This window comes from Paraburkholderia denitrificans, assembly GCF_042655705.1.
GTDB lineage: Bacteria > Pseudomonadota > Gammaproteobacteria > Burkholderiales > Burkholderiaceae > Paraburkholderia > Paraburkholderia denitrificans.
The window spans coordinates 224281-248018 of sequence record NZ_JBHSMP010000038.1; the positions used below are offsets into that span (position 1 = coordinate 224281).

General features: G+C 61.5%; 20 protein-coding genes. 14 read left to right on the forward strand and 6 right to left on the reverse strand.

Going from position 1 to position 23738, the window contains the following annotated elements; all coding sequences use genetic code 11:
* The first annotated feature begins 16 nt into the window (after window positions 1-16).
* From ACFPTO_RS23660 to ACFPTO_RS23685, 6 genes are all read left to right on the forward strand, one after another.
* Entirely contained in the window at window positions 17-979 is a 963-nt protein-coding gene (locus ACFPTO_RS23660) for a hypothetical protein (RefSeq protein WP_377715257.1), read from the forward strand.
* Window positions 980-987: 8 nt separating this feature from the next.
* Complete coding sequence (locus ACFPTO_RS23665; RefSeq protein WP_377715259.1) at window positions 988-2793, forward strand: integrase; 1806 nt, start codon at window positions 988-990, stop codon at window positions 2791-2793.
* Window positions 2790-4004, forward strand: a complete 1215-nt coding sequence (locus ACFPTO_RS23670; RefSeq protein WP_377715261.1) for an ExeA family protein — start codon at window positions 2790-2792, stop codon at window positions 4002-4004. Before ACFPTO_RS23665 ends, ACFPTO_RS23670 begins: the two co-directional genes overlap by 4 nt.
* A gap of 1 nt (window position 4005) precedes the next feature.
* A complete protein-coding gene (locus ACFPTO_RS23675) occupies window positions 4006-4335 on the forward strand; it encodes a hypothetical protein (RefSeq protein WP_377715263.1) in 330 nt (109 codons plus the stop codon).
* 211 nt (window positions 4336-4546) lie between these two features.
* The gene (locus ACFPTO_RS23680) at window positions 4547-4906 is read left to right on the forward strand and encodes a regulatory protein GemA (RefSeq protein WP_377715265.1); all 360 of its coding nucleotides are present in this window, start codon (window positions 4547-4549) and stop codon (window positions 4904-4906) included.
* Window positions 4903-5274: a Mor transcription activator family protein gene (locus tag ACFPTO_RS23685; protein WP_377715267.1), complete on the forward strand. Its 372-nt coding sequence runs from the start codon at window positions 4903-4905 to the stop codon at window positions 5272-5274. The genes ACFPTO_RS23680 and ACFPTO_RS23685 overlap by 4 nt, the downstream gene beginning before the upstream one ends.
* Before the next feature lie 161 nt (window positions 5275-5435).
* Here the strand turns inward: ACFPTO_RS23685 and ACFPTO_RS23690 are convergent, their stop codons facing one another.
* Window positions 5436-6116, reverse strand: a complete 681-nt coding sequence (locus ACFPTO_RS23690) for a class I SAM-dependent methyltransferase (RefSeq protein WP_377715269.1) — start codon at window positions 6114-6116, stop codon at window positions 5436-5438.
* 785 nt (window positions 6117-6901) lie between these two features.
* A complete protein-coding gene (locus tag ACFPTO_RS23695) occupies window positions 6902-7552 on the reverse strand; it encodes an SGNH/GDSL hydrolase family protein (protein ID WP_377715271.1) in 651 nt (216 codons plus the stop codon).
* A 361-nt stretch (window positions 7553-7913) separates the two neighbouring features.
* Between ACFPTO_RS23695 and ACFPTO_RS23700 the strand changes: the two genes are divergently transcribed.
* Together ACFPTO_RS23700 and ACFPTO_RS23705 are read left to right on the forward strand one after the other, a co-directional pair.
* Window positions 7914-9011, forward strand: coding sequence for an NADH:flavin oxidoreductase/NADH oxidase (locus tag ACFPTO_RS23700; protein WP_377715273.1), 1098 nt, complete (start codon window positions 7914-7916; stop codon window positions 9009-9011).
* 42 nt (window positions 9012-9053) lie between these two features.
* A complete protein-coding gene (locus ACFPTO_RS23705; RefSeq protein ID WP_377715275.1) occupies window positions 9054-9353 on the forward strand; it encodes a putative quinol monooxygenase in 300 nt (99 codons plus the stop codon).
* A 101-nt stretch (window positions 9354-9454) separates the two neighbouring features.
* On the opposite strand, the gene adhP is transcribed toward ACFPTO_RS23705, so the two are convergent.
* Window positions 9455-10486, reverse strand: coding sequence for an alcohol dehydrogenase AdhP (adhP, locus tag ACFPTO_RS23710; RefSeq protein WP_377715277.1), 1032 nt, complete (start codon window positions 10484-10486; stop codon window positions 9455-9457).
* A gap of 380 nt (window positions 10487-10866) precedes the next feature.
* Between adhP and ACFPTO_RS23715 the strand changes: the two genes are divergently transcribed.
* A complete protein-coding gene (locus tag ACFPTO_RS23715) occupies window positions 10867-11049 on the forward strand; it encodes a hypothetical protein (protein ID WP_377715279.1) in 183 nt (60 codons plus the stop codon).
* A gap of 36 nt (window positions 11050-11085) precedes the next feature.
* On the forward strand, window positions 11086-13239 hold the full coding sequence (locus tag ACFPTO_RS23720) for a phosphocholine-specific phospholipase C (protein WP_377715281.1): 2154 nt from the start codon (window positions 11086-11088) through the stop codon (window positions 13237-13239).
* A gap of 63 nt (window positions 13240-13302) precedes the next feature.
* Here the strand turns inward: ACFPTO_RS23720 and ACFPTO_RS23725 are convergent, their stop codons facing one another.
* Entirely contained in the window at window positions 13303-13470 is a 168-nt protein-coding gene (locus ACFPTO_RS23725) for a hypothetical protein (RefSeq protein WP_377715283.1), read from the reverse strand.
* A gap of 637 nt (window positions 13471-14107) precedes the next feature.
* On the opposite strand from ACFPTO_RS23725, the gene uvrA reads away from it, so the two are divergent.
* The 3 genes from uvrA (at window position 14108) to ACFPTO_RS23740 (ending at window position 21426) form a co-directional block, all read left to right on the forward strand.
* Window positions 14108-20008 (forward strand): excinuclease ABC subunit UvrA, encoded by a 5901-nt coding sequence (uvrA, locus tag ACFPTO_RS23730; protein WP_377715285.1) that lies wholly within the window; start codon window positions 14108-14110, stop codon window positions 20006-20008.
* Window positions 20009-20307: 299 nt separating this feature from the next.
* Window positions 20308-20538: an H-NS histone family protein gene (locus ACFPTO_RS23735; protein ID WP_377715287.1), complete on the forward strand. Its 231-nt coding sequence runs from the start codon at window positions 20308-20310 to the stop codon at window positions 20536-20538.
* Between the two features lie 309 nt (window positions 20539-20847).
* Window positions 20848-21426, forward strand: a complete 579-nt coding sequence (locus ACFPTO_RS23740) for an NnrU family protein (protein WP_377715289.1) — start codon at window positions 20848-20850, stop codon at window positions 21424-21426.
* A 67-nt stretch (window positions 21427-21493) separates the two neighbouring features.
* On the opposite strand, the gene ACFPTO_RS23745 is transcribed toward ACFPTO_RS23740, so the two are convergent.
* Window positions 21494-22192, reverse strand: a complete 699-nt coding sequence (locus ACFPTO_RS23745; RefSeq protein WP_377715291.1) for a helix-turn-helix domain-containing protein — start codon at window positions 22190-22192, stop codon at window positions 21494-21496.
* A 329-nt stretch (window positions 22193-22521) separates the two neighbouring features.
* On the opposite strand from ACFPTO_RS23745, the gene ACFPTO_RS23750 reads away from it, so the two are divergent.
* On the forward strand, window positions 22522-22725 hold the full coding sequence (locus ACFPTO_RS23750) for a DUF6900 domain-containing protein (RefSeq protein ID WP_377715293.1): 204 nt from the start codon (window positions 22522-22524) through the stop codon (window positions 22723-22725).
* Window positions 22726-22932: 207 nt separating this feature from the next.
* Here ACFPTO_RS23750 and ACFPTO_RS23755 read toward each other — a convergent pair whose 3' ends face one another.
* Window positions 22933-23718, reverse strand: a complete 786-nt coding sequence (locus ACFPTO_RS23755; protein ID WP_377715295.1) for an AraC family transcriptional regulator — start codon at window positions 23716-23718, stop codon at window positions 22933-22935.
* Between the last annotated feature and the right edge of the window lie 20 nt (window positions 23719-23738).

Below are 23738 nucleotides of genomic sequence, written 5' to 3' on the forward strand. Positions count from 1 at the left end.
GCCCACGACCGTCAATATGACGCCTGAGCCGCTCGCACCCGCGCTGCAAGAAAGTGCGGAAGCGGCGAACGTTTTGGCCGCTGTTCAGGCGGGCTACAACGATGAGCGAGACCTGCTCAACCAGCTTCTCGGGCAGGCTCAAATGGCGGATGCGTTCGCCAGATTTTCGGTCACGGTGACCACTTCCAAACTGGCTTTCGTAAAGGAAAACAAGCTCTACCGGGCCTTGAAGGGAATCAAATCCGGGCACGGTGACCAACTTCTGGATGGAACCTGGGATGAATTTTGCCGTTTGATCGGACGCTCACGGGAACACGTCGAGCGCGATATCGCCAATCTCCGGTCGTTTGGCGAAGAGGCCCTCGAAAGCATGTCCCGCATGGGCATCGGCTACCGCGAGCTGCGCCAGTTCCGCCGCTTGCCCGACGACCAGAAGAGTGCGCTGATCGAAGTCGCCAGGTCCGGAGACAAGGATTCATTCATTGAACTGGCCGAAGACCTGATTGCAAAGCACGCGAAGGAAAAGGACGCGCTGACCAAAGAAGTGGAAGCCATCGCCGCCGACAAGGAGGCGAGCGAGCGCGTCGCGCAGGGCAAGGAAGAGACCATCAACAAGCTTCAGCGCGAAGTGATCCGGTTATCGAAACCGCTCGCAGTCGTGCCGTGGGATGAGCGCGTCGCGCCGTTCCAGAAGGAGATTACCGAACGGCAATCGCTGCTCGACGCGGCGATTGGGCAGCACAAGAAGGCCGTCGAGGCGCTGGATGCGTGGCTGACGACCGAGATCACCAGCCAGCCGGATTACGATCCGGAAGCGCCCGTCGCGTTGCCGCCGCCGGTGCGTGCCGTGCTGCTGCATCTGGACGACGCGGTGAATCGCACAGCGTCACTCGCGGCCGGGCTGCAACACGAACTGCGGTTGCGATTCGGTGGCGATATTGCCGATGCGCGCCGACACGTTCTCGATGCCGATGCATGAGGCTGACCATGGCAACTTCGGTGCCTCCGGACGTACGCGAGATGCTGCGTGACCTGGCCCGCCGTCTCGATGCCGCCCGTCACGGCGAACAAACGCCGTTGGTGCGGGAGGCGGCAGAGTTTCTCGGGTGGTCGGTTCAGACGGTCTATCGCCAGTTAAAGCGGGTTGCCGGGCGTAAAACGACCCGGAAGGCGCGCGCCGACAAGGGCTCGACATCGGTCAGCGAACAGGCCTTGACGATGCTCGGTTCGGTCCAGCGCGAAGCCGTGCGCGACAACGGCAAGCAAACGCTGTTCACCACGACTGCGCGCGGCATGCTGGAGCAAAACGGCGTTGGGCTGAAGGTGAGTAACGGCCAGCTCAATCGCCTGATGCGCGATCGCAAGCTGAATGCCGGTTCGCAGCGGCACGCGAATCCGGTGCAGTCGCTGCGCGCTCCGCATCCGAATTATCTGCATGAGGTCGATCCGTCGCTGTGCCTGGTGTACTACCTCAAGGGAAGTCAGTACATCATGCGCGATCGCGAGTTCTACAAGAACAAGCTGGAGAACTACGCCAAGGTCAAGTTCAAGGTATGGCGCTACGTTCTGTACGACCGCGCGAGCGGCGTGATCATCGTGTGGTATTGCGAAGCGGCGGGCGAGAATCAGCACAACCTGTTCAATTTTCTGATGTTCGCCTGGGGGCAGCAGCCGGGCCGCGTTTTCCATGGCCTGTGCCAGTTCCTGCTGTGGGACAAGGGGAGCGCGAACACCAGTGCCGCGATCGGAAACCTGTGCCGTGCGCTCGGCGTTCGCACGCTCGAGCACAAGGCCGGTCAGGCGCGCGTCAAGGGCGGCGTCGAGGTCGGCAACAACATCGTCGAAACGCAGTTCGAATCGCGTTTGCGCTTCGAACCCGTGGACAGCATCGAACAACTGAACGCGGCGGCGGTGGCCTGGAGCACTCCGTGGAACGCCGGGCTGATCCCCGGGCAGGACACGCGATTGCACCGGCCTGGGCTGGACGAGCCTGTTGCGCGCTTCGACCTGTGGCAGCTGATTCGTCCCGAGCAGCTGGTGCTGTTGCCGCCGGTCGACGTCTGCCGTGCCTTCATGACGGCCCGGGAAGAAACGCGCAAGGTGCGTGCGGATCTGATGATTTCCTATCGGCATCCTCAGGCAAAACGTTCCGCTGACTATAGTCTGCGCGGTCTCGATGGCGTGTGTTGCGGCGATGAGGTCTCGGTATCCGCGCTGATCTTCGGTGACCGCGCCATTCAGGTGACGGTGCGCGTCTACAACGGTGAGGACCGTGTCTATCAGGTCGAACCGGTGCAGAGCTACGACGCGTTCGGCCAGTCATTGAACGCCGCCATTGTCGGCGAGGAATACAGGGCCATGCCGCATACCGCTATTGAGCGCGCGGCGGCTGACATGGACGCTCAGGCCTATCCAGGCATGTCGTCGAAAGAGGCCGAGGCCGCGCGCGCCAGGCGCGTTACGCCATTCGAAGGCCGCCTTGACGCGCATTCGTATCTGGCGGATGTCGAGTTGCCGGCCTACCTGCCGCGTCGTGGGACTGCGCATGAGCTTTCCGCACCCAAGATCGAAGTGGCGGCGCTTTCGCTGATCGAGGCCGCGATACGGATCAAGGCGGCTGTCGAGGCGGCGGGCGGCGAATGGTCATCCGAGCGCTTTCGCTGGCTGCAGCAGCGCTATCCCGATGGCGTTTCGCAAGAGAAACTCGACGCGATCGTCGCCGAACTGACCGGCCCGCGCGCGGATCTTCAGCAGCCGCTGCAGGTCGTGCGCGCAGCGGCGGGAGGTCGATGATGCTGATTCTGAAAAACGTCCTGCAACGCGCCGGCCTTAAACAAGGCGAACTTGCAAAACATCTCAATCTCTCGCATGCGGCGGTCGCTCAGATCGTCAATCACGGTGCGTGGCCGCGCAGCCTCGACAACGTCGCACTGCGGATGCGCATTCTCGATTACTTGCGGCACAAGGGCGTACCGGATGCCGATTCCGGCGTTTTCGATGAAGTCGTGAAGCTGGGTAGTCCGCAAAGAATCCTGGCGGATTCGGCGGACTGCCCGGTCCCCCGGCCGCACGGCCATACCGATCTCAACCAGGAGGAATCCATGTTGCTGCGCAAACAGGTTCTCGCACCTGCCACACGGAAACACTTTGGTCTGTTCCGCGATCCGTTCGCGGACGATATCCACTCGCATGAAGACATGTTCGTCAGCCCGGACATCCGATATGTGCGTGAGGCGATGTTTCAGACCGCGAAACATGGTGGGCTGCTGGCGGTCGTGTCGGAATCGGGCGGTGGAAAAACGACGCTGATGCGCGACCTCGAAGACCGGGTGACGCGCGAGAATCACTCGATCATCGTGATCAAGCCGTATGTGCTGGCGATGGAAGACAACGACAAGAAGGGCAAAACGCTGAAGGCGACGCATATCGCCGAGGCGATCATGGCCGCTGTCGCTCCGCTGGAGAAAATCAGGAGCAGCCCCGAAGCGCGCTTCGCGCAATTGCACAAGGCGCTGAAAGAAAGCCATGCAGCGGGTTATCGCCATTGCCTCGTAATCGATGAGGCTCACGCATTGTCGATTGCTACGCTCAAGCATCTGAAGCGGTTTTTCGAACTGGAAATGGGCTTTAAGAAGCTGCTGTCGATCATCCTGATCGGCCAGCCGGAATTGAAGGTCAAACTCTCCGAGCGCAATCAGGATGTCCGTGAAGTCGTGCAGCGATGCGAAATGGTCGAGCTCGTTCCGTTCGATGGCGCCCGCCTGGACGAATACCTGCGATTCAGGTTCGGCCGCCTCGACAAACCGGTCGGCGACGTGATCGACGCCAGTGGCATCGACGCGCTGCGCGCGCGGCTCACGATGACCGGCACGCGGCGCGATCGTGCCGAAACCGTGTCGCTCCTGTACCCGCTGGCGGTCGGCAATCTCATGACCGCCGCGATGAATCTGGCTGCTGGCCTCGGCGTGCCGGTCGTGACAGCGGATGTCATCAGGGGAGTCTGAGATGAGCGCCATCGTGCAGATGAACCTGTCGGCCCCGCGAAAGCGCCTGTCTGATGGCGCACGGGTATTCGATGCGGAATGCGTGTCGCGCCTCACGTTGCTGAACGCTTGTGCGCGGGCGCTGCGTGGGCTGGGCTACCGGGTGCTGTCCGAAGAAATCGCGCCTCGTGATGGCGGCCGGCCGATGATCCGCATTCGTCCGTACACGGAGAAATCGTCCGACCTGTTGCGACAGCTCGCGGGCGGTGTGTCTATCCTGCGGCGAGGCCATCGTCAGTTTGCCTGCGTCATCTGGATGGGCGTACTGGTGACGTGGGAAGTGGCGACATGATCGACATCGATCCAAATTGTACTCGATACCGCGACGGCGAATGCGTACGCGCGACGTTGGGCAATTTCGCTTGCCGTGAGCGTTTCGCGGTGTTCACCCTACTGAGTGTCGATGAACGCGGAGGACATCAATGCATTCGAAAACTGACCGGGGGCCTCAGTTTCGGCCGAGGCTCATTCGTTTGATTCACGTTGCAAAACGGGATTTAAACATGCACGACGACAGCTACCGTAGCGTGCTGAGGCAGATTGGAGGCAAAGCATCTTCCGCCGATCTTACGGTTACGGAACTGGAGAAGGTTCTGGAGCATCTGAAACGCTGCGGATTTAAGGTTCGTTCCAGTAAAGGGGCGTGTCGTCAGGCCGATGACGCTCAATCGAAGATGATCCGTGGTTTGTGGCTCGAGCTGGCGGCGTGCGGCGCTGTGCAGAATCGGGCTGAGGAAGCATTGGCCGCTTTCGTCAAGCGCATGACTGGTGCCGACGCACTCGACTGGCTCAGTTCCGCGCAGGCATCGCGGGTTATCGAACATTTGAAGCGATGGCGGGATCGCATAAAGGAGGCAGTATGAAGACCAAATCGAAACAGCAGAAAAGAAACCTGGAGTTGCTGACCGATCTTGCACAACAGGTAGCGCACATGCTCGTCGAGCTGGCAACTGTCCGGCAAGACGTGGCCGCCATGATTGGAGAAGAGGTCGCCGAACGCATGGCGTTGCATTGGGGCGGCCAGAATCTCTATTTCCCGATGGGCAAGGCTCTGAAGCTGTCCCGGCGAGATCGCCAGATATACGCCGAGTTCAATGGGGAGAATCACAGCGAACTGGCGCGGAAGTTCGGCCTGTCGCTGCAATGGGTCTATGCGATTGTGAAGGCGGTTCGTCAAGAGGAAATCGAGCGACGCCAGAGCAAACTTTTCGATGCGGGCGATGATGTTTGAGTGACGGCGGTCGTCGGTTTGCGGGGTCGCCGTCGTTTTCAAATGCTGGAACGGATTTTCAACGTCCTTGCCAATTGGTAGCATCTCGTCCTGGTCAGGCCTACGGTTATCGCACTTGTCTCTGGTTGTTTATCTCATCTCTGTTCAAGCGACTGTTGCCACTATTTTTGTAGCGTCGTCGCGTCGAGCAGCAAATTCCGAATAGTAGACATTTCCCATACCGCCATTGTCGTGACCCAGTGAGCGCCGGAATCCACCGTGTGGTCTTCTATCTCAAGGATAGGTTCGGGAAAAGAATAGGGTGCCGACTCGAATTGGACAGGCCGGTATTCGAAGTTGACGCCATTTTGATTTCCAGCCAGATCGATATTGGCAATTTGAGGATAAAGCCTGCGAGGAAGCGTACCCAAACACAGATACCGGATATCGCTTCGAACGATATTCTTCAACGACTGAAAGATAAGCTCGTTCGAGAAATGGATGAAACAGTCACGTATGAAGATCATGTCTGAAGACGGCAGAATATCTGCTGCGATGTCAAGTACAACAAACTGCCGGGAGAGCGAGCCGTAGGCTGTGGTGTTGGCGTCAATCATGTCGGGAACGATGTCACCGCCGATGTAATCGATGCCGGCTAGATCGACGGCTTTCATCCAGTTGAAGTCACCACATGGAAGGTCGAGCAGACGAGATACGCCGAGCTTACGCAAAGCGACGGGGAGTCCTTCGGCCAGCTTCTTTGTGAAACGCTGAGCCGACCCATAACCTGATCGGCTTTCTGCGCTCTTCCAGAGATTTTCCTTGTAGACCCTGGTAAAAAATTCGGATCGGTTATTCGGCATCGCTCATCCGTGGCGTTTGGTGGGGTTTCCTGTTCGGTGCGACGAGCCAGGCGGCTGCACAGACGCGCGCGGTCAAGCAATTCGCAGTATCGCAGGGTATCGTGACGACGGTTTCGGCCGTTGCAGGTTGGGTAGGATTACGCCGCGCGACGGGCGTAGATACCCTCGATATCTGACAGTTTGTGATTGCGGGGGATTTTGCCGATCTCGCGCTGGAAACCAAGGTTCAGGAGGTGTCCCTTCACAGTCGCACGTATATCGCGCGGCGTGAAGCGGCGTATATCGAAGTCGCTGCATGTCCGCATTGAGCGAGTGCTCCGGGCGAGACTGACCGTCGCTCAGGGATGACGGATTCGATCGGTAATCCGCGATGAAAAAAAGCCCGCGAGATGGCGGGCTTGAATCCATATTGAGGTAAAACATGGAGGAGACGAGGTGAAGTATAAACCTTGCGTATCCGGAAGGAATGCGACGGGGCGTCGCGATTAGAAGCGTTAGCTATTCCTCTTTCTCAGGCCGCCGCGATCGGATTTGCATGATGCGCTCTGTTTCGGGTCAGTTGACCTTGTGCGCGTTCTGGTCGCGCGTCTTCCCGTCACAGCGTACTGTCCTTTTCATCCCGTGGATCCACCATTTATCGGACCGGACATCTTTCGCGTAGCAGTTCGTTTCCTGGCGTGCGCTACGCATAAGCGGAGTTAACGAACAGCAGCGCCGCCTGGGTTTTGTCCCGGCGGCGTCTTGCATTTGGGTGCGGAGTGTCGTTTCGGAGATAGGGAAAAATTTCAGGTGCCGAAGCGATGACTCACCAGTTCGGCAACCGCTTTGCCGAGGCGGTGGTGCTGTTCGGCCTCGTAGTGAATGCCGTCGGTATCGCTCACTTTGACGATGTCGCCCGCGTCGAGAAACGCCGAACCGAATTTCACGGCGACACGCTCGTAGAGCGGCGCGAGCAGTCGCGATTTGGCTGCACCGCCTGTGAAGATTTCGCCGAGGAAACCCACTTCGTCAATCGGTGCTGGTGCGATCAACAGGACGTGCGGCGTGGCGCCGCCCGGTCCAGCACGGCAGGCGATGAGTGTTTCGAGCAACAACGAGACTGAATTTGCGATATCGGCTGGTGTGACGGAAAACCGCGTTTTGAGATCGTTGGTGCCGAGCATGAGCACGACTACGTCCACTGGTAACTGACTTTCGAGGCATGGACGCAGGTAAGAGAGTCCGTTCTTGTGCTGGCCCTGAATCGGATCGTCGTGGACGGTGGTACGCGCGGGCAGTCCTTCCTCGATGACGCTCCAGGTGTTGCCAAGCGCCGCCTGGAGTACGCCTGGCCAGCGGTCGGCGGGGCCAAAGCGCTCGAACACGCCAGGTAGCGTCAGGGGTTTGGTGCCGTGCGTATTGGAATCGCCGTAGCAGAGCAGGGTGCGGGACGCCATGAGTTCCTCGCTTGCAAGTGAGTTGCCGATCCGAAATCCCGATAGCACGTGGTGGGTACTGCCGGGTGAGGGAATGCCTCCGCAGACTATATGAGATTATTCGACGACTGGTCCAATTGGTCTGTAACGTGCCGCACCTCACTGCGCTTGTCGCACACGGCAGCCGAATGATTCGTTGGGCGAGGCTGCGCGCGCCGTGTTTGCACGGCCTCGTCCGTCATTTCCGATTCCGATGGGCAACCTGACGTGCTGCCCGCGTGGCGGCAGTGCGGCTACGCGTTGCCGATTGGAAATATCTGAATTTTCAACCTGGCGTGGGTGTCGCGGTTACCGCGGCCTGCGTCTTCCAGGAGAGTAGTGGATGTCCGCATTGTTCGAATCGTTCAAGCTCAAAGATGTGTCTTTGCGCAACCGTATCGCGGTGCCGCCGATGTGTCAGTACTCGTCCGTCGACGGTGTCATCAACGACTGGCATCACGTCCATCTCGCGCAGATTGCGCGCGGCGGCGCGGGCCTTTTGATTGCCGAGGCGACTGCGGTGTCGCCCGAGGGACGTATCACGCCGGGCTGCGCCGGTTTGTGGAATGACGCGCAGGCGCAGGCGTTCGCGCCGACCGTGGCCGCGATCAAGGCGGCTGGCGCCGTGCCGGGCATCCAGATCGCGCACGCGGGCCGCAAGGCGAGCGCGAACCGTCCCTGGGAAGGCGACGACCACATTGCCGACGGAGATGCGCGTGGATGGCAGACGATCGCGCCGTCTGCGATTCCGTTCGGCGCCAATCTGCCGAAGGTGCCGAAGGCGATGACGCTCGACGATATCGCCCGCGTGCGCGAGGATTTCGTTGCGGCGGCAAAGCGGGCGCTGGACGCGGGCTTCGAGTGGCTCGAACTGCACTTCGCCCATGGCTATCTCGGGCAGAGCTTTTTCTCGCCACATTCGAATCAACGCGCCGATGCATACGGCGGCAGCCTCGAAAACCGCAGCCGTTTCCTGCTGGAAACACTGGCTGCCGTGCGCAAGGTCTGGCCTGAGCGCCTGCCCCTGACGGCGCGATTCGGCGTGATCGAATACGATGGCCGCGATGAGGAGACGCTTGCCGAATCGATCGAACTTGCGAAGGGTTTCAAGCGTGAAGGGCTCGACATGTTGAGCGTGAGTGTCGGCTTTTCGACGCCGACCGCGCAGATCCCGTGGGCCCCTGCGTTCCTTGCGCCGATCGCGCAGAAGGTGCGCCGCGCCGTCGGCCTGCCCGTCGCTTCCGCCTGGGGTATCGATACGCCGGCGCTGGCCGAACGCTCGGTGGCGTCCGAACAGCTCGACCTCGTGATGGTGGGCCGCGCCCATCTGGCGAACCCGCATTGGCCGTATCACGCGGCGCGCGAACTCGGTGTTCCGCGTGCGGCGTGGACTTTGCCCGCGCCATACGCGCATTGGCTCGATCGCTACAAGGTTGGCTGATGGTTGCCGATCCGCAAATCTTTTGACGATGAGGAACGAACGATGAGCGTGTACCTTTTTGCGAGTCTGACGCCGAAGCCGGAGCACGTGGCCGAACTCGAAGCGGAACTGCGCGGCATGGTTGCGCCGTCTCGCGCTGAAGCGGGCAACCGGCGTTACGATTTGCTGCGGCGTGCTGACGGCGTGCCGGGCTTTCACCTCTACGAGACTTACGTGGACGAGGCGGCGGTGCAGGCCCATCGCGAGAGTGCGCACTATCTGGCCTATCGTGCCAAAGTGGGCGCATGGCTTGCGGAGCCGCCTGACGTGAAGTCGCTTACGGGCGTCGACGTGGCCGCGTAAGCGCATGTAGTATTGCGCAGCCTTTGCGGGCTGTGGAGCCGGGCGGGTATCCCATGCGGAGCCCGCCCGTTTTCATATCGGCAAAAAACGTCGCAGGCCGCTCAGCCGCCTGCCATGTCGAGCACGACGCGGCCTTCGATCTCGCCGCGCTCCATGCGTGCGAACACGTCGTTGATGTTTTCGATCTTGTCCGTGCTGACCGTCGCCTTGACCTTGCCTTCCTGCGCGAACATCAGCGACTCCTCCAGGTCCAGCCGCGTGCCGACGATCGAGCCGCGCACCGTCACGCCGCTCAGCACCATGTCGAAGATCGGTAGCGGAAAGTCGCCTGGCGGCAGGCCGTTCAGCGATACGGTTCCGCCCCGGCGCACCATGCCGAGCGCCTGCGAAAACGCGATCGGCGAGACAGCGGTGACGAGCACCCCGTGCGCGCCGCCGATTTCCTTCTTGAGATAAGCGGCGGGATCGGTCGTTTTTGCGTTAACCGTTACGGTGGCGCCGAGGCGCTTGGCGAGTTCGAGTTTCGCATCGTCAACGTCGACGGCCGCGACGTTCAGGCCCATCGCACGCGCGTACTGAACGGCCATGTGTCCGAGTCCGCCCACACCCGAGATCACGACCCAGTTGCCGGGCCGCGTATCGGTCACCTTCAGTCCTTTGTATACCGTGACGCCCGCGCAGAGTACCGGCGCCACCTCGATGAAATCAATGTTCGACGGCAGCAGGCCTACATAACTCGCGTTGGCCTTCGTATATTGTGCGAAGCCGCCGTTGACCGAGTAGCCGGTGTTCTGCTGCTGCTCGCACAGCGTTTCCCAGCCGCCGAGACAGTGCTCGCAATGGCCGCATGCCGAATAGAGCCAGGGGACGCCGACGCGGTCGCCTTCCTTCACGCGGGTGACGCCGCTGCCGACCCCCACGACATAGCCCACGCCCTCATGCCCAGGAATGAACGGCGGCTGGGGCTTGATCGGCCAGTCTCCATGCGCGGCGTGCAGATCGGTGTGACAGACACCGCAGGCCTCGATTTTCACGAGCAGCTCGCCCGGACCCGGTTCCGGAACGGCGACCTCCTCGAGAACGAGCGGTTGGCCAAAGGCTCGGACAACGGCGGCTTGCATCGTTTTGCTCATGGTCAGGCTCCAGTGCGGCGGGGCGTCCGGATGCGGCGCGCATCCCGGTTATGCCGCGTACCCGCTTCAAGTTTGAAGGAAAGCCGTTCCGTGCGCGATGAATATGCTCACTCGCTGAAATGGGCGTTGCTGGGTGAATCCGGCGCGGTGCGGTGGCGTTTGCGCGCAACGGCCGGGGCCGCACCGCTGTTAACAATGCGGGTGTGTGCGTAGATGCTTTTTTTTCCGCGAAGATGCGCAGGGACGCAAGCAAGGTGCGCTAGCGCGTCAGGAACTGAGCGACCGAGATGTTATTGGGTCCTGTCACCATAATTACAATAAGACATTCTAAACTTACAACTCGATTACTCGCATCGAGCATGTACAGGAGCTCATCTTCCATGTCCGACATTCCCTTCTTGCAACACATGCGATCCCTGCGCTGGTTTGGGATCGTCCTCTTCTGCACGGTCCTCGCCGCGTGTGGCGGCGAGGAAACGCGTCCGCCGACAGGCCAGCCGACACAACCGGGCGGGCCTGATAAGCCGCAGGAAACCAAACCGGATCTGCACTGCGCACCGTAAGCGCCTTTCTGTCCTCATTCGAACATGCATTCCAACATGAACAGCAGACGCAATTTTCTGAAACTCGCGGGCACTAGTGCTACCGCGACAGCCGTACTCGCCAGCTTTCCGCCGTCGATCCGGCGCGCGCTTGCCATCCCGGCGAACAATGCGACGGGCACGATTCGAGATGTCGAGCACGTCGTGATCCTGATGCAGGAAAATCGTTCATTCGATCACTACTTCGGCACGCTCCCGGGCGTACGCGGCTTCGGCGATCGCTTCCCGATCCCGCTTGCCGGTGGCCTGGACGTTTGGCAGCAGACCTATGCACTCAAAGGCTCTGGCCGCGTGGTGCTGCCGTATCACCTCGACAGTACCGCTGGCAACGCACAGCGCGTGAGTGGCACGCCGCATTCGTATCCGGACGCACAAAAGGCTTGGGATTCCGGCCGGATGAACAAGTGGCCAACCCACAAATACACGCAATCGATGGGTTATTACACAGAACAGGAACTGGAGTTCCAGTTCGCTCTCGCGAATGCGTTCACGCTGTGTGATGCCTACCACTGCTCGTTTCACGGTGGCACCAACTCGAATCGCCTGTTTCTCTGGACGGGTAACAACGATCCAACGGGCGCAAACGGCGGTCCGGCTACCAACAACGACGGCGACAGTCTGGTGCCGCCGAATGGCAATAAACTGCAGAACTATACGTGGACCACGTATCCCGAGCGCCTGGAGAAAAAGGGCGTGTCGTGGAAGGTCTATCAAAATCTGCCGAACAACTACACTGACAATCCGCTCGCCGGTTTCGAGGCATATCGCGACGCAAACAAAGCGCGCGGCAACGAGCCCAGCGGTAAGCCCTATCCTGCATGGACGGTGGCGGACGAAGCGGTAAGCCCACTGCTGAAGGGATTCAGCAACACCATGCCCGATGGCGGTTTCCTGCAGTCGCTAAGAGATGATGTCGCGGCCGGCACACTGCCGCAGGTATCGTGGATCGTTGCGCCTGCCACGTATTCGGAACACCCATCGCCGTCGAGTCCGGTGCAGGGGGCGTGGTACACGCAGGAAGTGTTGAATGCGCTCACCGCGAATCCCGCTATCTGGAGCAAGACGGTGTTTATCGTCAATTTCGACGAAAACGACGGCTTTTTCGACCACGTACCGCCGCCGTGCGCGCCGTCCTACGAGACGGTCAACGGCAACCCCGTGCTTCGCGGCAAGTCGACCATCAATACGGCGGGCGAATACCACACGGACAGTAAGCCGTATGGCCCGGGCCCTCGCGTTCCCATGTACGTTGTCTCGCCGTGGAGCCGCGGCGGTTGGGTGAACTCGGAGGTATTCGATCACACGTCCGTGTTGCGTTTCATCGAGCAGCGCTTCGGGGTCGAGGAACCGAACATCAGTGCATTCCGGCGCGCGGTGTGCGGCGACCTCACGTCCGCGTTCGATTTCGTCACGCCAAACGACCGGACGGCGTCGTTGCCGAACAGCGATCGTGCGACCGCGGACACAATCCGCACGGATCAGGAACAGCTCCCGCAGGTGCCGCTACCGTCGGTAGACGCGCAGCGGGCACCGGCTCAGCGCTCCGGCACGCGCCCATCGCGCGCGCTGCCCTACGAATTGCACGTGAGCGGCCGCGAAGATTTGCCCAATCGCGTCATGCGTTTGCTGTTCCGCAACAGCGGCTCGGCAGCAGCCGTGTTTCACGTCTACGACCGTCGGAATCTCGATCGCGTGCCACGCCGCTATGCGATCGAGCCGGGCAAGGATCTGCATGACAGTTGGGACGTGTTCGCTACCGACGACGGTCAATACGACCTGTGGGTGCTTGGCCCGAATGGCTTTCACCGCGCGTTCCGCGGCGACTTGACAGCGAGCGCCGCCGTGGGTGCGAGTGCGCCGGAGATTCGCGTGTGCTACGACGTCGCGAATGACCAGGTGTATGTGACGCTGATGAACACGGGGGCGTCGGCTTGTACGTTCTCCGTGCAGCCGAATGCGTATCGCTCGGACGGCCCATGGACGTTCGAGATTCCGCCCGAAAAAGCGCTCGACCAGCACTGGCCAATCGGGCGGCAAGGCAACTGGTACGACTTCACGGTATCTGTGACGCAAGGCGATTTCATGCGCCGCTTTGCGGGCCGAATGGAAAACGGCAAGGACGGTATTTCGGACCCGGCGATGGGTAAGTAAAGCCGCCTTTCACCAAACGAAGCTGTAGCAGGCGTTTGGTCGTTGCGATGGCTGCCGCGACGATCAAGCGCCTGCCTTGAAGACGTACTCGAACTCAACCGGCAGCGCCTCGATGCGGCGATCACCGCATACGGCAATGGCACCCCAGCTACGAACACGCGCTTTGCCGCGATTCCCGAACAGATCGGCGCAGCGATGCGGATCAACATCCGGAAGTGCGATTTCAATCACGCGTACGCAACACGGTGAATCTACGCACGAACCCGAATTGCTAACGGGGACGCTGCCCCCGCAACGCCAAACTGGTCGCCAAAAACCAAACAATTATCAATGGCGACATGAAGACGTTTTCCGGTTCCGGAAAAGGTCTTTGGCAATTATGATTCGGGGCCGTGCTATAAACTCCGCGTCTCTCCACGTCACTACGAGCAGGCATCGTCCAGGCATAAAAACGTGCGGGAATTGATTTTTTGCCGCATCGTGCGCGAGCCTGCGCGCCGGACTGCGCGCACGCATGGGGCGCTCGCCGCTGATTGACGGCGCGTTGTTCGCGCGTGGCGTCGAGTCGGCCTACGAAGACCTGTGGCAGGCGGCAGCAGATCGCGCCGCGCCGTAAACTAACGGTCCCGCCAGCGGCCCTAGCCGGACGGCTAACCCGTTCGGCCGGCTTGCGGACGCCACGCCCCGCTTCGGGTGGGCGCTCCCGGGCCGCGCCCCCGGCGGGCTGTATAAATGTACAGTAGAATCTGAATCTGTCAGTGTGGAGCACGCCCGGCGACGTCCGGCTGCGCCACGCTCCGAGTTGCCGGGCCGCGCCGCCGCGCGCCGACCGGTTCCTGCCGTGTGATTAGCCGGAATGCCAGCGCAAGTGAGCGAAAACCGAACCATCAGAATCCGTGGTGCTCGTCAGCACAATCTCAAGAACCTCGATCTCGATTTGCACACCGGCGAAATGACGGTCGTGACCGGTCCGTCCGGATCGGGCAAATCGAGCCTCGTCTTCGATACGCTTTACGCCGAAGGCCAGCGACGCTACGTCGAAACGTTCAGTGCCTACGCGCGCCAGTTTCTCGATCGCATGGATCGCCCGCAGGTCGACCGCGTCGACGGCGTGCCGCCCGCCATCGCCATCGACCAGACCAACCCGGTGCGCAGTTCGCGTTCGACGGTTGGAACGATGACCGAGCTGAACGACCATCTGAAGCTGCTCTACGCGCGCGCTGCCGACCTGTTCGATCGCGTCACGGCTCAGCCTGTGCGTCACGACACGCCTGAAACGATCTACTCGGAACTGCGGGCGCGCACTGCGGTGGGCGATCCGCGTCTGGTGGTGACATTCCCGGTCGAACTGCCCGACACGACCACCGACGAAGAAGTCACGCAGTGGCTCTCGGCGAGCGGCTACACGCGGGTGCAGGCGCAGCGCGAAGTGAAGTCGGGCGAGGGCACGCGCAAGGTGCTCGATGTGGTCGCCGACCGCTTCCGTTTGCAGAACGCGGAAAAGAGCCGCGTCGTCGAGGCAATCGAGGCGTCACTCAAGCGTGGTGGCGGACGCGTGAATGTCTACGTGCTCCCGGGCGACGATGCTCAGGCTCAGGCCGAAGCGCAAATCTGGCGTTTTTCAACCGGCCTGCATTGCCCGGACAGCGACATACGCTACGCCGATCCGCAGCCGGCGCTGTTCTCGTTCAACTCGGCCTATGGTGCTTGCGACGCGTGCCGCGGCTTTGGCCGCGTGATCGGCGTGGACTGGGGGCTCGTGATTCCCGATGCGCGCAAGACGCTGCGCGGCGGCGCGATCAAGCCGCTGCAAACGCCTGCGTGGAAGGAGTGCCAGGACGATCTGATGCGCTATGCCGCGAAGGCCGATATTCCGCGCGATACGCCGTGGTCCGAGCTGACGCAGCCGCAGCGCGACTGGGTGCTCAACGGCGCGCCGGACTGGCGTGGCAACTGGCAGACCCAGTGGTACGGCGTCAAGCGCTTCTTCCAGTATCTGGAATCGAAGGCGTACAAGATGCACATTCGTGTGCTGCTTTCGAAGTACCGCAGCTATACGCCATGCGAAACCTGCGGCGGCGCGCGCCTGAAAACGGAGGCGCTGCAGTGGCGCCTCGGTACGCAAGCCAACGCGGACGCAGTGCTTGCACCCGCCGCACGCTTCATGCCGCATGGCGTCGAATGGATGCGCGCGCAACTTGAAGCGTTGCCGGGTCTCACACTGCACGATGTGATGCTGATGCCGATCGAGCGGATACGGCGTTTCTTCGACAATCTCTCGCTTTCTTCCGCATTGCTCGACGATGCGCTGAAGCTGCTGCTGGCCGAAGTCCGCACGCGGCTGAAGTATCTCTGCGACGTGGGGCTCGGCTATCTGACGCTCGACCGCCAAAGCCGCACGCTTTCCGGCGGCGAAGTGCAGCGCATCAACCTGACCACGGCGCTCGGCACGTCGCTCACGAAGACGCTGTTCGTGCTCGACGAACCGAGCATCGGTCTGCATCCGCGCGACCTGAACCGTATCGTCGAGGCCATGCATCGGCTGCGCGACGCAGGCAACACGCTGGTTGTGGTCGAACACGATCCTTCGGTGATGCTGGCTGCCGACCGTCTGATCGACATGGGCCCGGGGCCGGGCGAACGCGGCGGCTCGATCGTCTACGACGGCACGCCCGACGATATCCGTTCGTCCGACACGCTGACCGGCATGTACCTGGGCGGCCATCGCACGGTCGCCGACGCCTCGCACTGGGCGCGTCGCGCCGTCGATGCCGCGACGCGGAGTTTGCTGCTCGAAGGCGCCAGCGAGCACAATCTGCGTGACGTGACGGTGCAGATTCCGCTGCAACGCCTCGTTGTGGTGACCGGCGTTTCGGGTTCCGGCAAATCCACGCTCGTGCAGGACGTGCTCTACCCGGCGCTCGCGCGGCATCTCGGCAAGGCCACCGAATCGCCCGGTGTCTATCGCGCGCTGAGCGGCGCGGAACAGATCAGCGATGCCGTCTTCGTCGACCAGTCGCCGATCGGCAAGACGGCGCGCTCGAATCCGGCGAGCTACGTGGGCGCGTTCGACGAAATCCGCAAGCTGTTCGCCAAGGCGCCGCTCGCGAAACAGCGCGCCTATACGGCGGGCATGTTCAGTTTCAACTCGGGCGAGGGCCGCTGCCCGACATGCGGCGGCTCGGGTTTCGAACACATCGAAATGCAGTTCTTGAGTGACGTGTATCTGCGTTGCCCCGACTGCGACGGCAGCCGCTATCGCGCGGAAGTGCTCGAAGTGAAAATCGAGCGTGCGGGCCGCACGCTTTCGATTGCGGACGTGCTGGATCTCACCGTGAGCGAAGCGGTGCAGTGTTTCAGCGAGGATGCCGAAGTATTGCGTGTGATGCAGCCGATCGTCGACGTCGGCCTTGAATACGTGAAACTCGGGCAGCCGGTGCCGACGCTTTCGGGCGGCGAGGCGCAGCGTCTGAAACTGGCGGGCTATCTGGCCGAGACCGCGCAGTCGCGCGGCAAGGATGCGGCAGTGGGCGGGCGTCTCTTCATGTTCGACGAGCCGACTACCGGCCTGCACTTCGACGACATCGCGAAGCTGATGCGCGCGTTCGGCAAGCTGCTGGCGGGCGGTCATTCGTTGCTCGTCATCGAGCACAACCTCGACGTGATCCGCGCCGCCGACTGGCTGATCGACCTCGGGCCGGAAGGCGGCGACGCTGGCGGCGAAGTGGTGTGCGTCGGCACGCCCGATGACGTCATCGCATGTCCGCAGTCGCACACCGGCGCCGCGCTGGAACGCTACGAGGCGGCGCTCGGCACGGCGGCGAGTGCACTCATTGCGGAAGAGGAAGGCGTTGCACTGCAGTCGGCGCTGCGCGCAGCGGCGGCACGCCGCGAAGTGCAGGGCGAGGACGTGGTGCGCATCGTCAATGCACGCGAACACAACCTCAAGGCGCTCGACGTCGACATTCCGCACGGACGCTTCAATGTCATTACGGGTGTGTCCGGTTCCGGCAAGTCCACGCTCGCATTCGACATCCTTTTCCACGAGGGGCAGCGCCGCTACCTCGAATCGCTCAACGCCTACGCGCGTTCGATCGTGCAGCCTGCAGGGCGCCCCGAAGTGGACGCCGTGTACGGCATTCCGCCGACTGTCGCAATCGAGCAGCGCCTCTCGCGCGGCGGACGCAAGAGCACGGTCGCGACGACCTCCGAAGTGTGGCACTTCCTGCGCCTGCTCTACGTGAAGCTTGGCGTGCAGCACTGCATTCATGACGGCACGCCGGTCACGTCGCAGAGCGTGGATGCGATCGTCGCGCAATTGTTGCGCGAGCATCGAGGTCAGCACGTCGGCTTGCTCGCGCCGCTCGTCGTGAACCGCAAGGGCGTATATACCGATCTCGCGAAATGGGCGAAGGCGCGCGGCAACACGCATCTGCGCGTGGACGGCGAGTTCGTTCCGGTCGCGCCGTGGCCGAAACTGGATCGCTTTCGCGAGCACACCATCGAACTGCCGGTGGGCGATCTTGTGATCGAGCCGGAAAACGAGGTGCAATTGCGCCGCTTGCTCGATGCGACGATCGAGGCAGGCAAGGGCATCGTCCATCTGCTTGCACCGCTCGACGGGCTCGACCAGGTGCTCGGCAACGGTGGCTCGACGTCGCGTGTGGGCACGATCAAGGTTTTGTCGACGCGGCGCGCGTGCCCGGAGTGCGGCACGAGCTATCCCGAACTCGATCCGCGCATGTTCTCGTACAACAGCAAACATGGCTGGTGTACGACCTGCGTGGGAACGGGTCTTGCGCTGACGCGCGAGCAGCGCGCGGCGTACGACGACACGATTGTTGGCGAGGACGGGCGCGGCCGCGAGCAGACGCTGCCGTCTGACGAGCAGGAGCCCGAAGGCGTCGGCGATACGCCGTGCCCCGATTGCAGCGGCACGCGCCTGAATCCGGTTGCGCGTGCCGTGACGTTCGACGCGCATCCGATTGTCGACGTCGCGCAGTGGACAGTGGCCGATACGCGCCGCTGGATCGATACGCTGCAGCTCAATGGGCGCGATGCGCAAATTGCGCGCGACGTCGTGAGCGAGATTCGCAGCCGCCTGCAGTTCCTCGAAGAAGTGGGCCTCGGTTATTTGAGCCTCGACCGCGCCGCACCGAGTCTTTCGGGCGGCGAAGCGCAACGTATCCGCCTCGCGGCGCAACTCGGCAGCAATCTGCAGGGCGTGTGTTATGTGCTCGATGAACCGACTATCGGCCTGCATCCGCGCGATAACCAGATTCTTCTCGACGCGCTGCGCAGTCTCGGCGAAAAGGGCAATACGCTGGTGGTGGTGGAGCACGACGAGGACACGATTCGCCGCGCGGACCATATCATCGATATCGGCCCCGGTGCGGGCAAACGCGGCGGACGCGTAGTGGCGCAGGGCAATGTCGCCGATCTCGCGGCACAGCCTGATTCGCTGACCGGGCGCTATCTCGCACAGCCGATCGTACATCCGATCCAGGCGCGCCGCGAAGTCATTGCAGCGCGCGCGGGACGCGACTCGGTTCCCGCGCAATGGCTCACCGTGCACGGCGGAAAACTGCATAACCTGCGCGACGTCACGGCGCAGATTCCGCTGGGCCGTCTGGTGGCGATCACGGGTGTGAGCGGCTCGGGCAAGTCGACGCTCGCGCGCGATGTGCTGCTCGCGAATCTGCTCGATGCCGTGGGGCGCTCGACGCTCTCGTCGCCCGCCGAGCGGCGTGCACGCAAGGCCGCGCAAACGGGTGCGCCCACGGCGGCCGCGAAGCGCGCCAGCGTGCTCGCGCGCAGTGCGGTGAAGCCGAAGATCGACGTTGCGCACGCGTGGCAAGGATGCGATTCGATCACGGGCTGGGAGAGCATCGATCGCGTGCTGGAAGTCGATCAGACGCCGATTGGCAAGACACCGCGTTCGTGTCCAGCGACCTATATCGGCGTGTGGGATGCGATTCGACGCCTGTTTGCCGATACGCTCGAAGCGCGCGCACGCGGCTATAGCGCATCGCGCTTCTCGTTTAATACGGGCGACGGCCGTTGTCCGGCATGCGAGGGGCAGGGCGTGCGCACGATCGGCATGAGCTTTTTGCCGGACGTGAAAGTGCCGTGCGATGTGTGCCACGGGCAGCGTTTCAATTCGGAAACACTGGCGGTCACGTGGCGTGGCCGCAATATCGGCGAAGTGCTGACGATGGAGATCGACGAGGCTGTCGAATTCTTCGCGCCGATCACGAACATTGCGCACCCGTTGCAGTTGATGAAGGACGTGGGGCTGGGTTACCTGACGCTCGGCCAGCCATCGCCCACGCTTTCGGGCGGCGAGGCGCAGCGTATCAAGCTCGTGACGGAACTGAGCAAGGTGCGCGACGACATCACGCGGCGTGGCCAGAAAGCACCGCATACGCTGTACGTGCTCGACGAACCGACGGTCGGGCTGCACATGGCCGACGTTGCACGGCTGATTCGCGTGCTGCACAGGCTCGCCGATGGCGGCCATAGCGTCGTCGTCATCGAGCATGACCTCGACGTGATTGCCGAAGCCGACTGGATTATCGACCTCGGTCCGGAGGGCGGAGTGGGCGGCGGGACGATCGTGGCTGCGGCAGACCCCGAAGCACTTGTGAAAGTGACGGCGAGCCATACTGGCGCAGCGCTTGCGCCAGTGCTTGCACGGGAACGCCGCGAAGGAGGCGACCCTGACGATGAGGGGCAGTCGCAGGAGCGGCGCGCGGCGGCTTCACGCTGATAGGTGGCACGGGCCACGCCACCGTGGCCCGCGCCACCCTGAAACTGCTTGATCTGTGCGGTAAGCGCACTGTATGATTGCCTCCGCTTGCAGCAAATGGCCGCTCGTTCGCGGTGGCCGATTCTGGCGAGCGGAGCAGTGGAAAACATTTCCCCTCCGATCCGGTCGTGGATTCGATTTCCGGACCACCTCATCAGTGCAGCAAGGCTTCGCAGTTTCGCGAAGCCTTTGTCTTTTCAGGGCAGACGATTCGAATTAAATCGGCGGCTCGTCCCTGACGAAGCGAGAGGAATTACTCAATGTTCGACCTCGATGGAGAGGCGCGCGAACGGCTCATCGTGTGGATTAGACACCGCATGGACGAGTACGGCATTACGCTCGAAGAGCTTGAAACGGCGCTTGCGGAAAGCGCAAGACAACCGAAGTATTGCGATGCCTATGGCAATACCTGGAATGGCCAGGGGGAAATGCCGGCATGGCTCCTGCGTGCCATTCACGCCGGGCAAAATATCGAGCATTTCCGCTGCTGACAGCGCCGTCGCACGGTGCGCCAGCGGGGGCCCGTCATGTGCACGTGGTTACACTGCGTTATGCGTCGTTATGCTGCCTCAGAGGCGAATATCGCCTGTCTTCCGTTTGATATTTTCGTCGGCAAAATCTTAAAATACCTTCGCGCACGATAGAGGCAGATTATTTGCGTGCTGCGCAATTGTGCCTTGCGCGCCGTGCCGATAAAGCGTTGCATGGGCGCCGCCTTCCTGAACGCAACGACTGGCCGTGCCACTGAGCGGCGCGCTAATGCCTGACATTCCGATTCTGCACAAAGCAAGGAGGCTGTAATGGCGGTGCTGGTATTGGGGCTGATTCTCTTCATCGGTGTGCATTCCGTTCGCATGGTTGCGAGACCGTGGCGTGCCGCGCAAATCGAACGATTCGGCACGCACGGCTGGCGCAGCGCGTTTGCTGTGCTCTCGATCGCGGGTATCGCGGTGACCGTCTATGGCTACGGACTTGCGCGCCACAACCCCGTGCTGGTGTGGGCACCGCCTTTCCGGATGGCTCACGTCACCGCGCTCCTCATGGCGATTGCGTTCATCCTGCTCGTTGCCCCCTTTGTGCGCGGCAATCATTTCAAGTCTGTGCTCGGCCACCCATTCCTATGCGGCGTCGCGCTTTGGGCATTCGCGCATTTACTGGCGAACGGGACGCTCAACGACATCGTGCTGTTCGGTGTGTTTCTCGTGTGGGCGCTGCTCGATTTACGCAGCGAACGGCGCCATGATCGCGATGCCGGTGTGGTGTATCCGCAGGGCGTTGTGTCGCGTGACGTGCTGGTCGTCGTGATAGGCCTCGTGGGGTGGGCCGTATTTGCCTTCTGGCTGCATGGACTGCTGATCGGCGTGCGCCCGCTCGGCTGAGTCCTGATAACCAGGAACGCATGCGGTAGGGGGCGACGGCGCGTCCGGCAGCTCGTGCAGATCGCGCCTACGCGGCAGTTTTTTTCGCTTTCGATTTCGTCGAATTCGTTGAATTCGTCGATTTAGCGCGCGTGCGCTTCGTTTCTGGCGGCGCTTCCTGTGCAACGCCGGGTGCTGCCGCGCTCGTGGCCATCCACAAGACTTCCGCGTCTTCCTTACTCGTGGAAATGGCCGCGTGTCCTGTGCGGCTGTCGAAATAGAGGCTGTCGCCAGCATCAAGGTGTGTGGGAGCGTAAAGCTCCGAATGGAGGCACACGCTGCCGCTGATCACGTAGAGAAACTCTTCGCCGTCGTGCCGCCCCCAGTCGTCGAATGCGTCGAGCGAGTGCGCAGTGATGCGAATCCGGAACGGCAGCATCGCCTTGTGAGCCAGATCCGTGGCGAGCAATTCCATCTGATAGCCGCGATAAGCGTGCCGCTGGCCGGCGCCGCGCCGCGTGAGCGCGCGCCGGCCTCCGGCATTGTGCTTCGGTACCGGGCCGAACAGCTCGCCCAGATCGATCTTCAGGCCGACAACGATCTTCTGCAGAACGTCGAAGGTGGGCGACATGAGGCCATTTTCGATTTTCGACAGCGTGGAGCGTGACACGCCGCACAGGCGGCTTGCGCTATCGAGCGTCAAGTCGTGCGCGACTCGCGCGGCGCGAACGCGGCGCCCAAGGTCGATAGTCGGCGAACCGGCGGGTTGGTTGAGCAGGGTGTCCATGACGGGAGCAACGGAAATGCGTGATGGGGACGGTGTTTCCGATCATATCAAACCGCCGACTTTCGGAAACCTCGGCCGTTCGGCTAACGTTTTTTGCCGCAGGGGGATGACCGGGGGACTGGAGTTTGAATGCGAGTGATTTTTTATACTCCTTAGCAAATTCACGACGACACTATCCAGATGTCTATCTGGATCCTGAATTGAACGTTGATGCGTTGCGGTAAGGCTAATTTTGGGGTGGATTCTCGATGCGTCTGAATGTCACGCGATGAATGGGGATAACCGACACGCGATCTATGTCGAATGATAAGGATCACTGCGGGACGTCAATGTACGACGAACGCCTCGAATTGCTTTTGGCCATCTCGCGCAAGACGCTCGGAATCGAAAGCTTCGAGTCGACGGGCAAGGATGCACTCGACGTTCGAATGATGACGGCGGAGGATGTCGGGCGCGCGCTGGAATCGGCCTACGATGCTGGATTGATCGTAGGTTACCGGGTTGCGCGTTCCGAGTGTAGGGAGGGAGCCTGATGTCTGCACGCGCGTCCTTGATCATTGGGGCAAGCGCGGCCTTTCTGTTCGCAAGGGCTGCGCGAAAACGCACGATAAGAGACCTTGGCGCTACATAGGTCATACAAGGAAAAATCTGGCTCTTCGCCGATCTGCGAGATAAGTGCGAGCACGTTCCATCTCGCAGATCGGCAAAGTTTATGGAACCGGTATCGAGCAACTTTTCCCTCAAGCCGTTCGACGTGCCTCTAAATACTGGCTCGGCGTTTCCCCGAGCACTCGGCGAAATGCGGATGAAAATGCGCTAGGACTTGCATAGCCAAGATCCAATGCAACCCGAGTCACCGGTTGGCCCTCGCTCAAACGTTCAATAGCTGCGAGTAAGCAAACCTGTTGACGCCACTCTGCGAAACTCACGCCAGTTTGCTCCCGGAAAAGCCGGGTAAATGTTCGCCGACTCATTCCAACTTCGGTAGCCATTGCGTCAAGCCCGACAGCAATCGATGGCGTATCAAACAGCCGCTGGCACGCGTGTGCGAGACGGGAATCTCGTGGCAGCGGTGCATGGAGGGAGAGGCGCGGCATTGACGCTATCTCCGCGACAAGCAGGTTCATCAGCTTGCCTGCGCGCCCATCGATGTCATACATGGCCGGCAAATCGATGGCATCTTCCAGCAATTGCCTGAGAAGCGCCGAAACGCCGTAAACACCGCAATGAGCTGGTAGTTGCTCGGCCTGAGCTTCTTCCTGTGACACGAAAGCGTTGAGCATCGTAACTGGGCCGCGCATCGTCATTTCGTGGGTCACGCCAGCGGGAACCCAACAGGCTCGCTGCGGTGGCACAAGCCATCGGCCTTCCCGCGTGGTCACGCTGATCGTCCCGCGTGAGGCGAATGCGAACTGTCCCCGTCGATGGGCGTGCACTGGAAACGATAAACCGGGCGTGTAATTGTTCGCCGTCACGACCACGCTACGCGGGATGTCTTCGAAGGGATCTACCAGGGTATCTCGCATGGCCCGATCTCCACAGCAAA

Coding starts and splice junctions, on each gene's coding strand:
- ACFPTO_RS23665 (WP_377715259.1), top strand. CDS start 988: ATGGCAACTTCGGTGCCTCCGGACGTACGCGAGATGCTGCGTGACCTG.
- ACFPTO_RS23670 (WP_377715261.1), top strand. CDS start 2,790: ATGATGCTGATTCTGAAAAACGTCCTGCAACGCGCCGGCCTTAAACAA.
- ACFPTO_RS23700 (WP_377715273.1), top strand. CDS start 7,914: ATGTCCGCATTGTTCGAATCGTTCAAGCTCAAAGATGTGTCTTTGCGC.
- ACFPTO_RS23685 (WP_377715267.1), top strand. CDS start 4,903: ATGAAGACCAAATCGAAACAGCAGAAAAGAAACCTGGAGTTGCTGACC.
- ACFPTO_RS23680 (WP_377715265.1), top strand. CDS start 4,547: ATGCACGACGACAGCTACCGTAGCGTGCTGAGGCAGATTGGAGGCAAA.
- ACFPTO_RS23720 (WP_377715281.1), top strand. CDS start 11,086: ATGAACAGCAGACGCAATTTTCTGAAACTCGCGGGCACTAGTGCTACC.
- ACFPTO_RS23755 (WP_377715295.1), bottom strand. CDS start 23,718: ATGCGAGATACCCTGGTAGATCCCTTCGAAGACATCCCGCGTAGCGTG.
- ACFPTO_RS23690 (WP_377715269.1), bottom strand. CDS start 6,116: ATGCCGAATAACCGATCCGAATTTTTTACCAGGGTCTACAAGGAAAAT.
- adhP (WP_377715277.1), bottom strand. CDS start 10,486: ATGAGCAAAACGATGCAAGCCGCCGTTGTCCGAGCCTTTGGCCAACCG.
- ACFPTO_RS23695 (WP_377715271.1), bottom strand. CDS start 7,552: ATGGCGTCCCGCACCCTGCTCTGCTACGGCGATTCCAATACGCACGGC.
- ACFPTO_RS23715 (WP_377715279.1), top strand. CDS start 10,867: ATGTCCGACATTCCCTTCTTGCAACACATGCGATCCCTGCGCTGGTTT.
- ACFPTO_RS23660 (WP_377715257.1), top strand. CDS start 17: ATGACGCCTGAGCCGCTCGCACCCGCGCTGCAAGAAAGTGCGGAAGCG.
- ACFPTO_RS23735 (WP_377715287.1), top strand. CDS start 20,308: ATGTTCGACCTCGATGGAGAGGCGCGCGAACGGCTCATCGTGTGGATT.
- ACFPTO_RS23705 (WP_377715275.1), top strand. CDS start 9,054: ATGAGCGTGTACCTTTTTGCGAGTCTGACGCCGAAGCCGGAGCACGTG.
- ACFPTO_RS23740 (WP_377715289.1), top strand. CDS start 20,848: ATGGCGGTGCTGGTATTGGGGCTGATTCTCTTCATCGGTGTGCATTCC.
- ACFPTO_RS23750 (WP_377715293.1), top strand. CDS start 22,522: ATGTACGACGAACGCCTCGAATTGCTTTTGGCCATCTCGCGCAAGACG.
- ACFPTO_RS23745 (WP_377715291.1), bottom strand. CDS start 22,192: ATGGACACCCTGCTCAACCAACCCGCCGGTTCGCCGACTATCGACCTT.
- ACFPTO_RS23675 (WP_377715263.1), top strand. CDS start 4,006: ATGAGCGCCATCGTGCAGATGAACCTGTCGGCCCCGCGAAAGCGCCTG.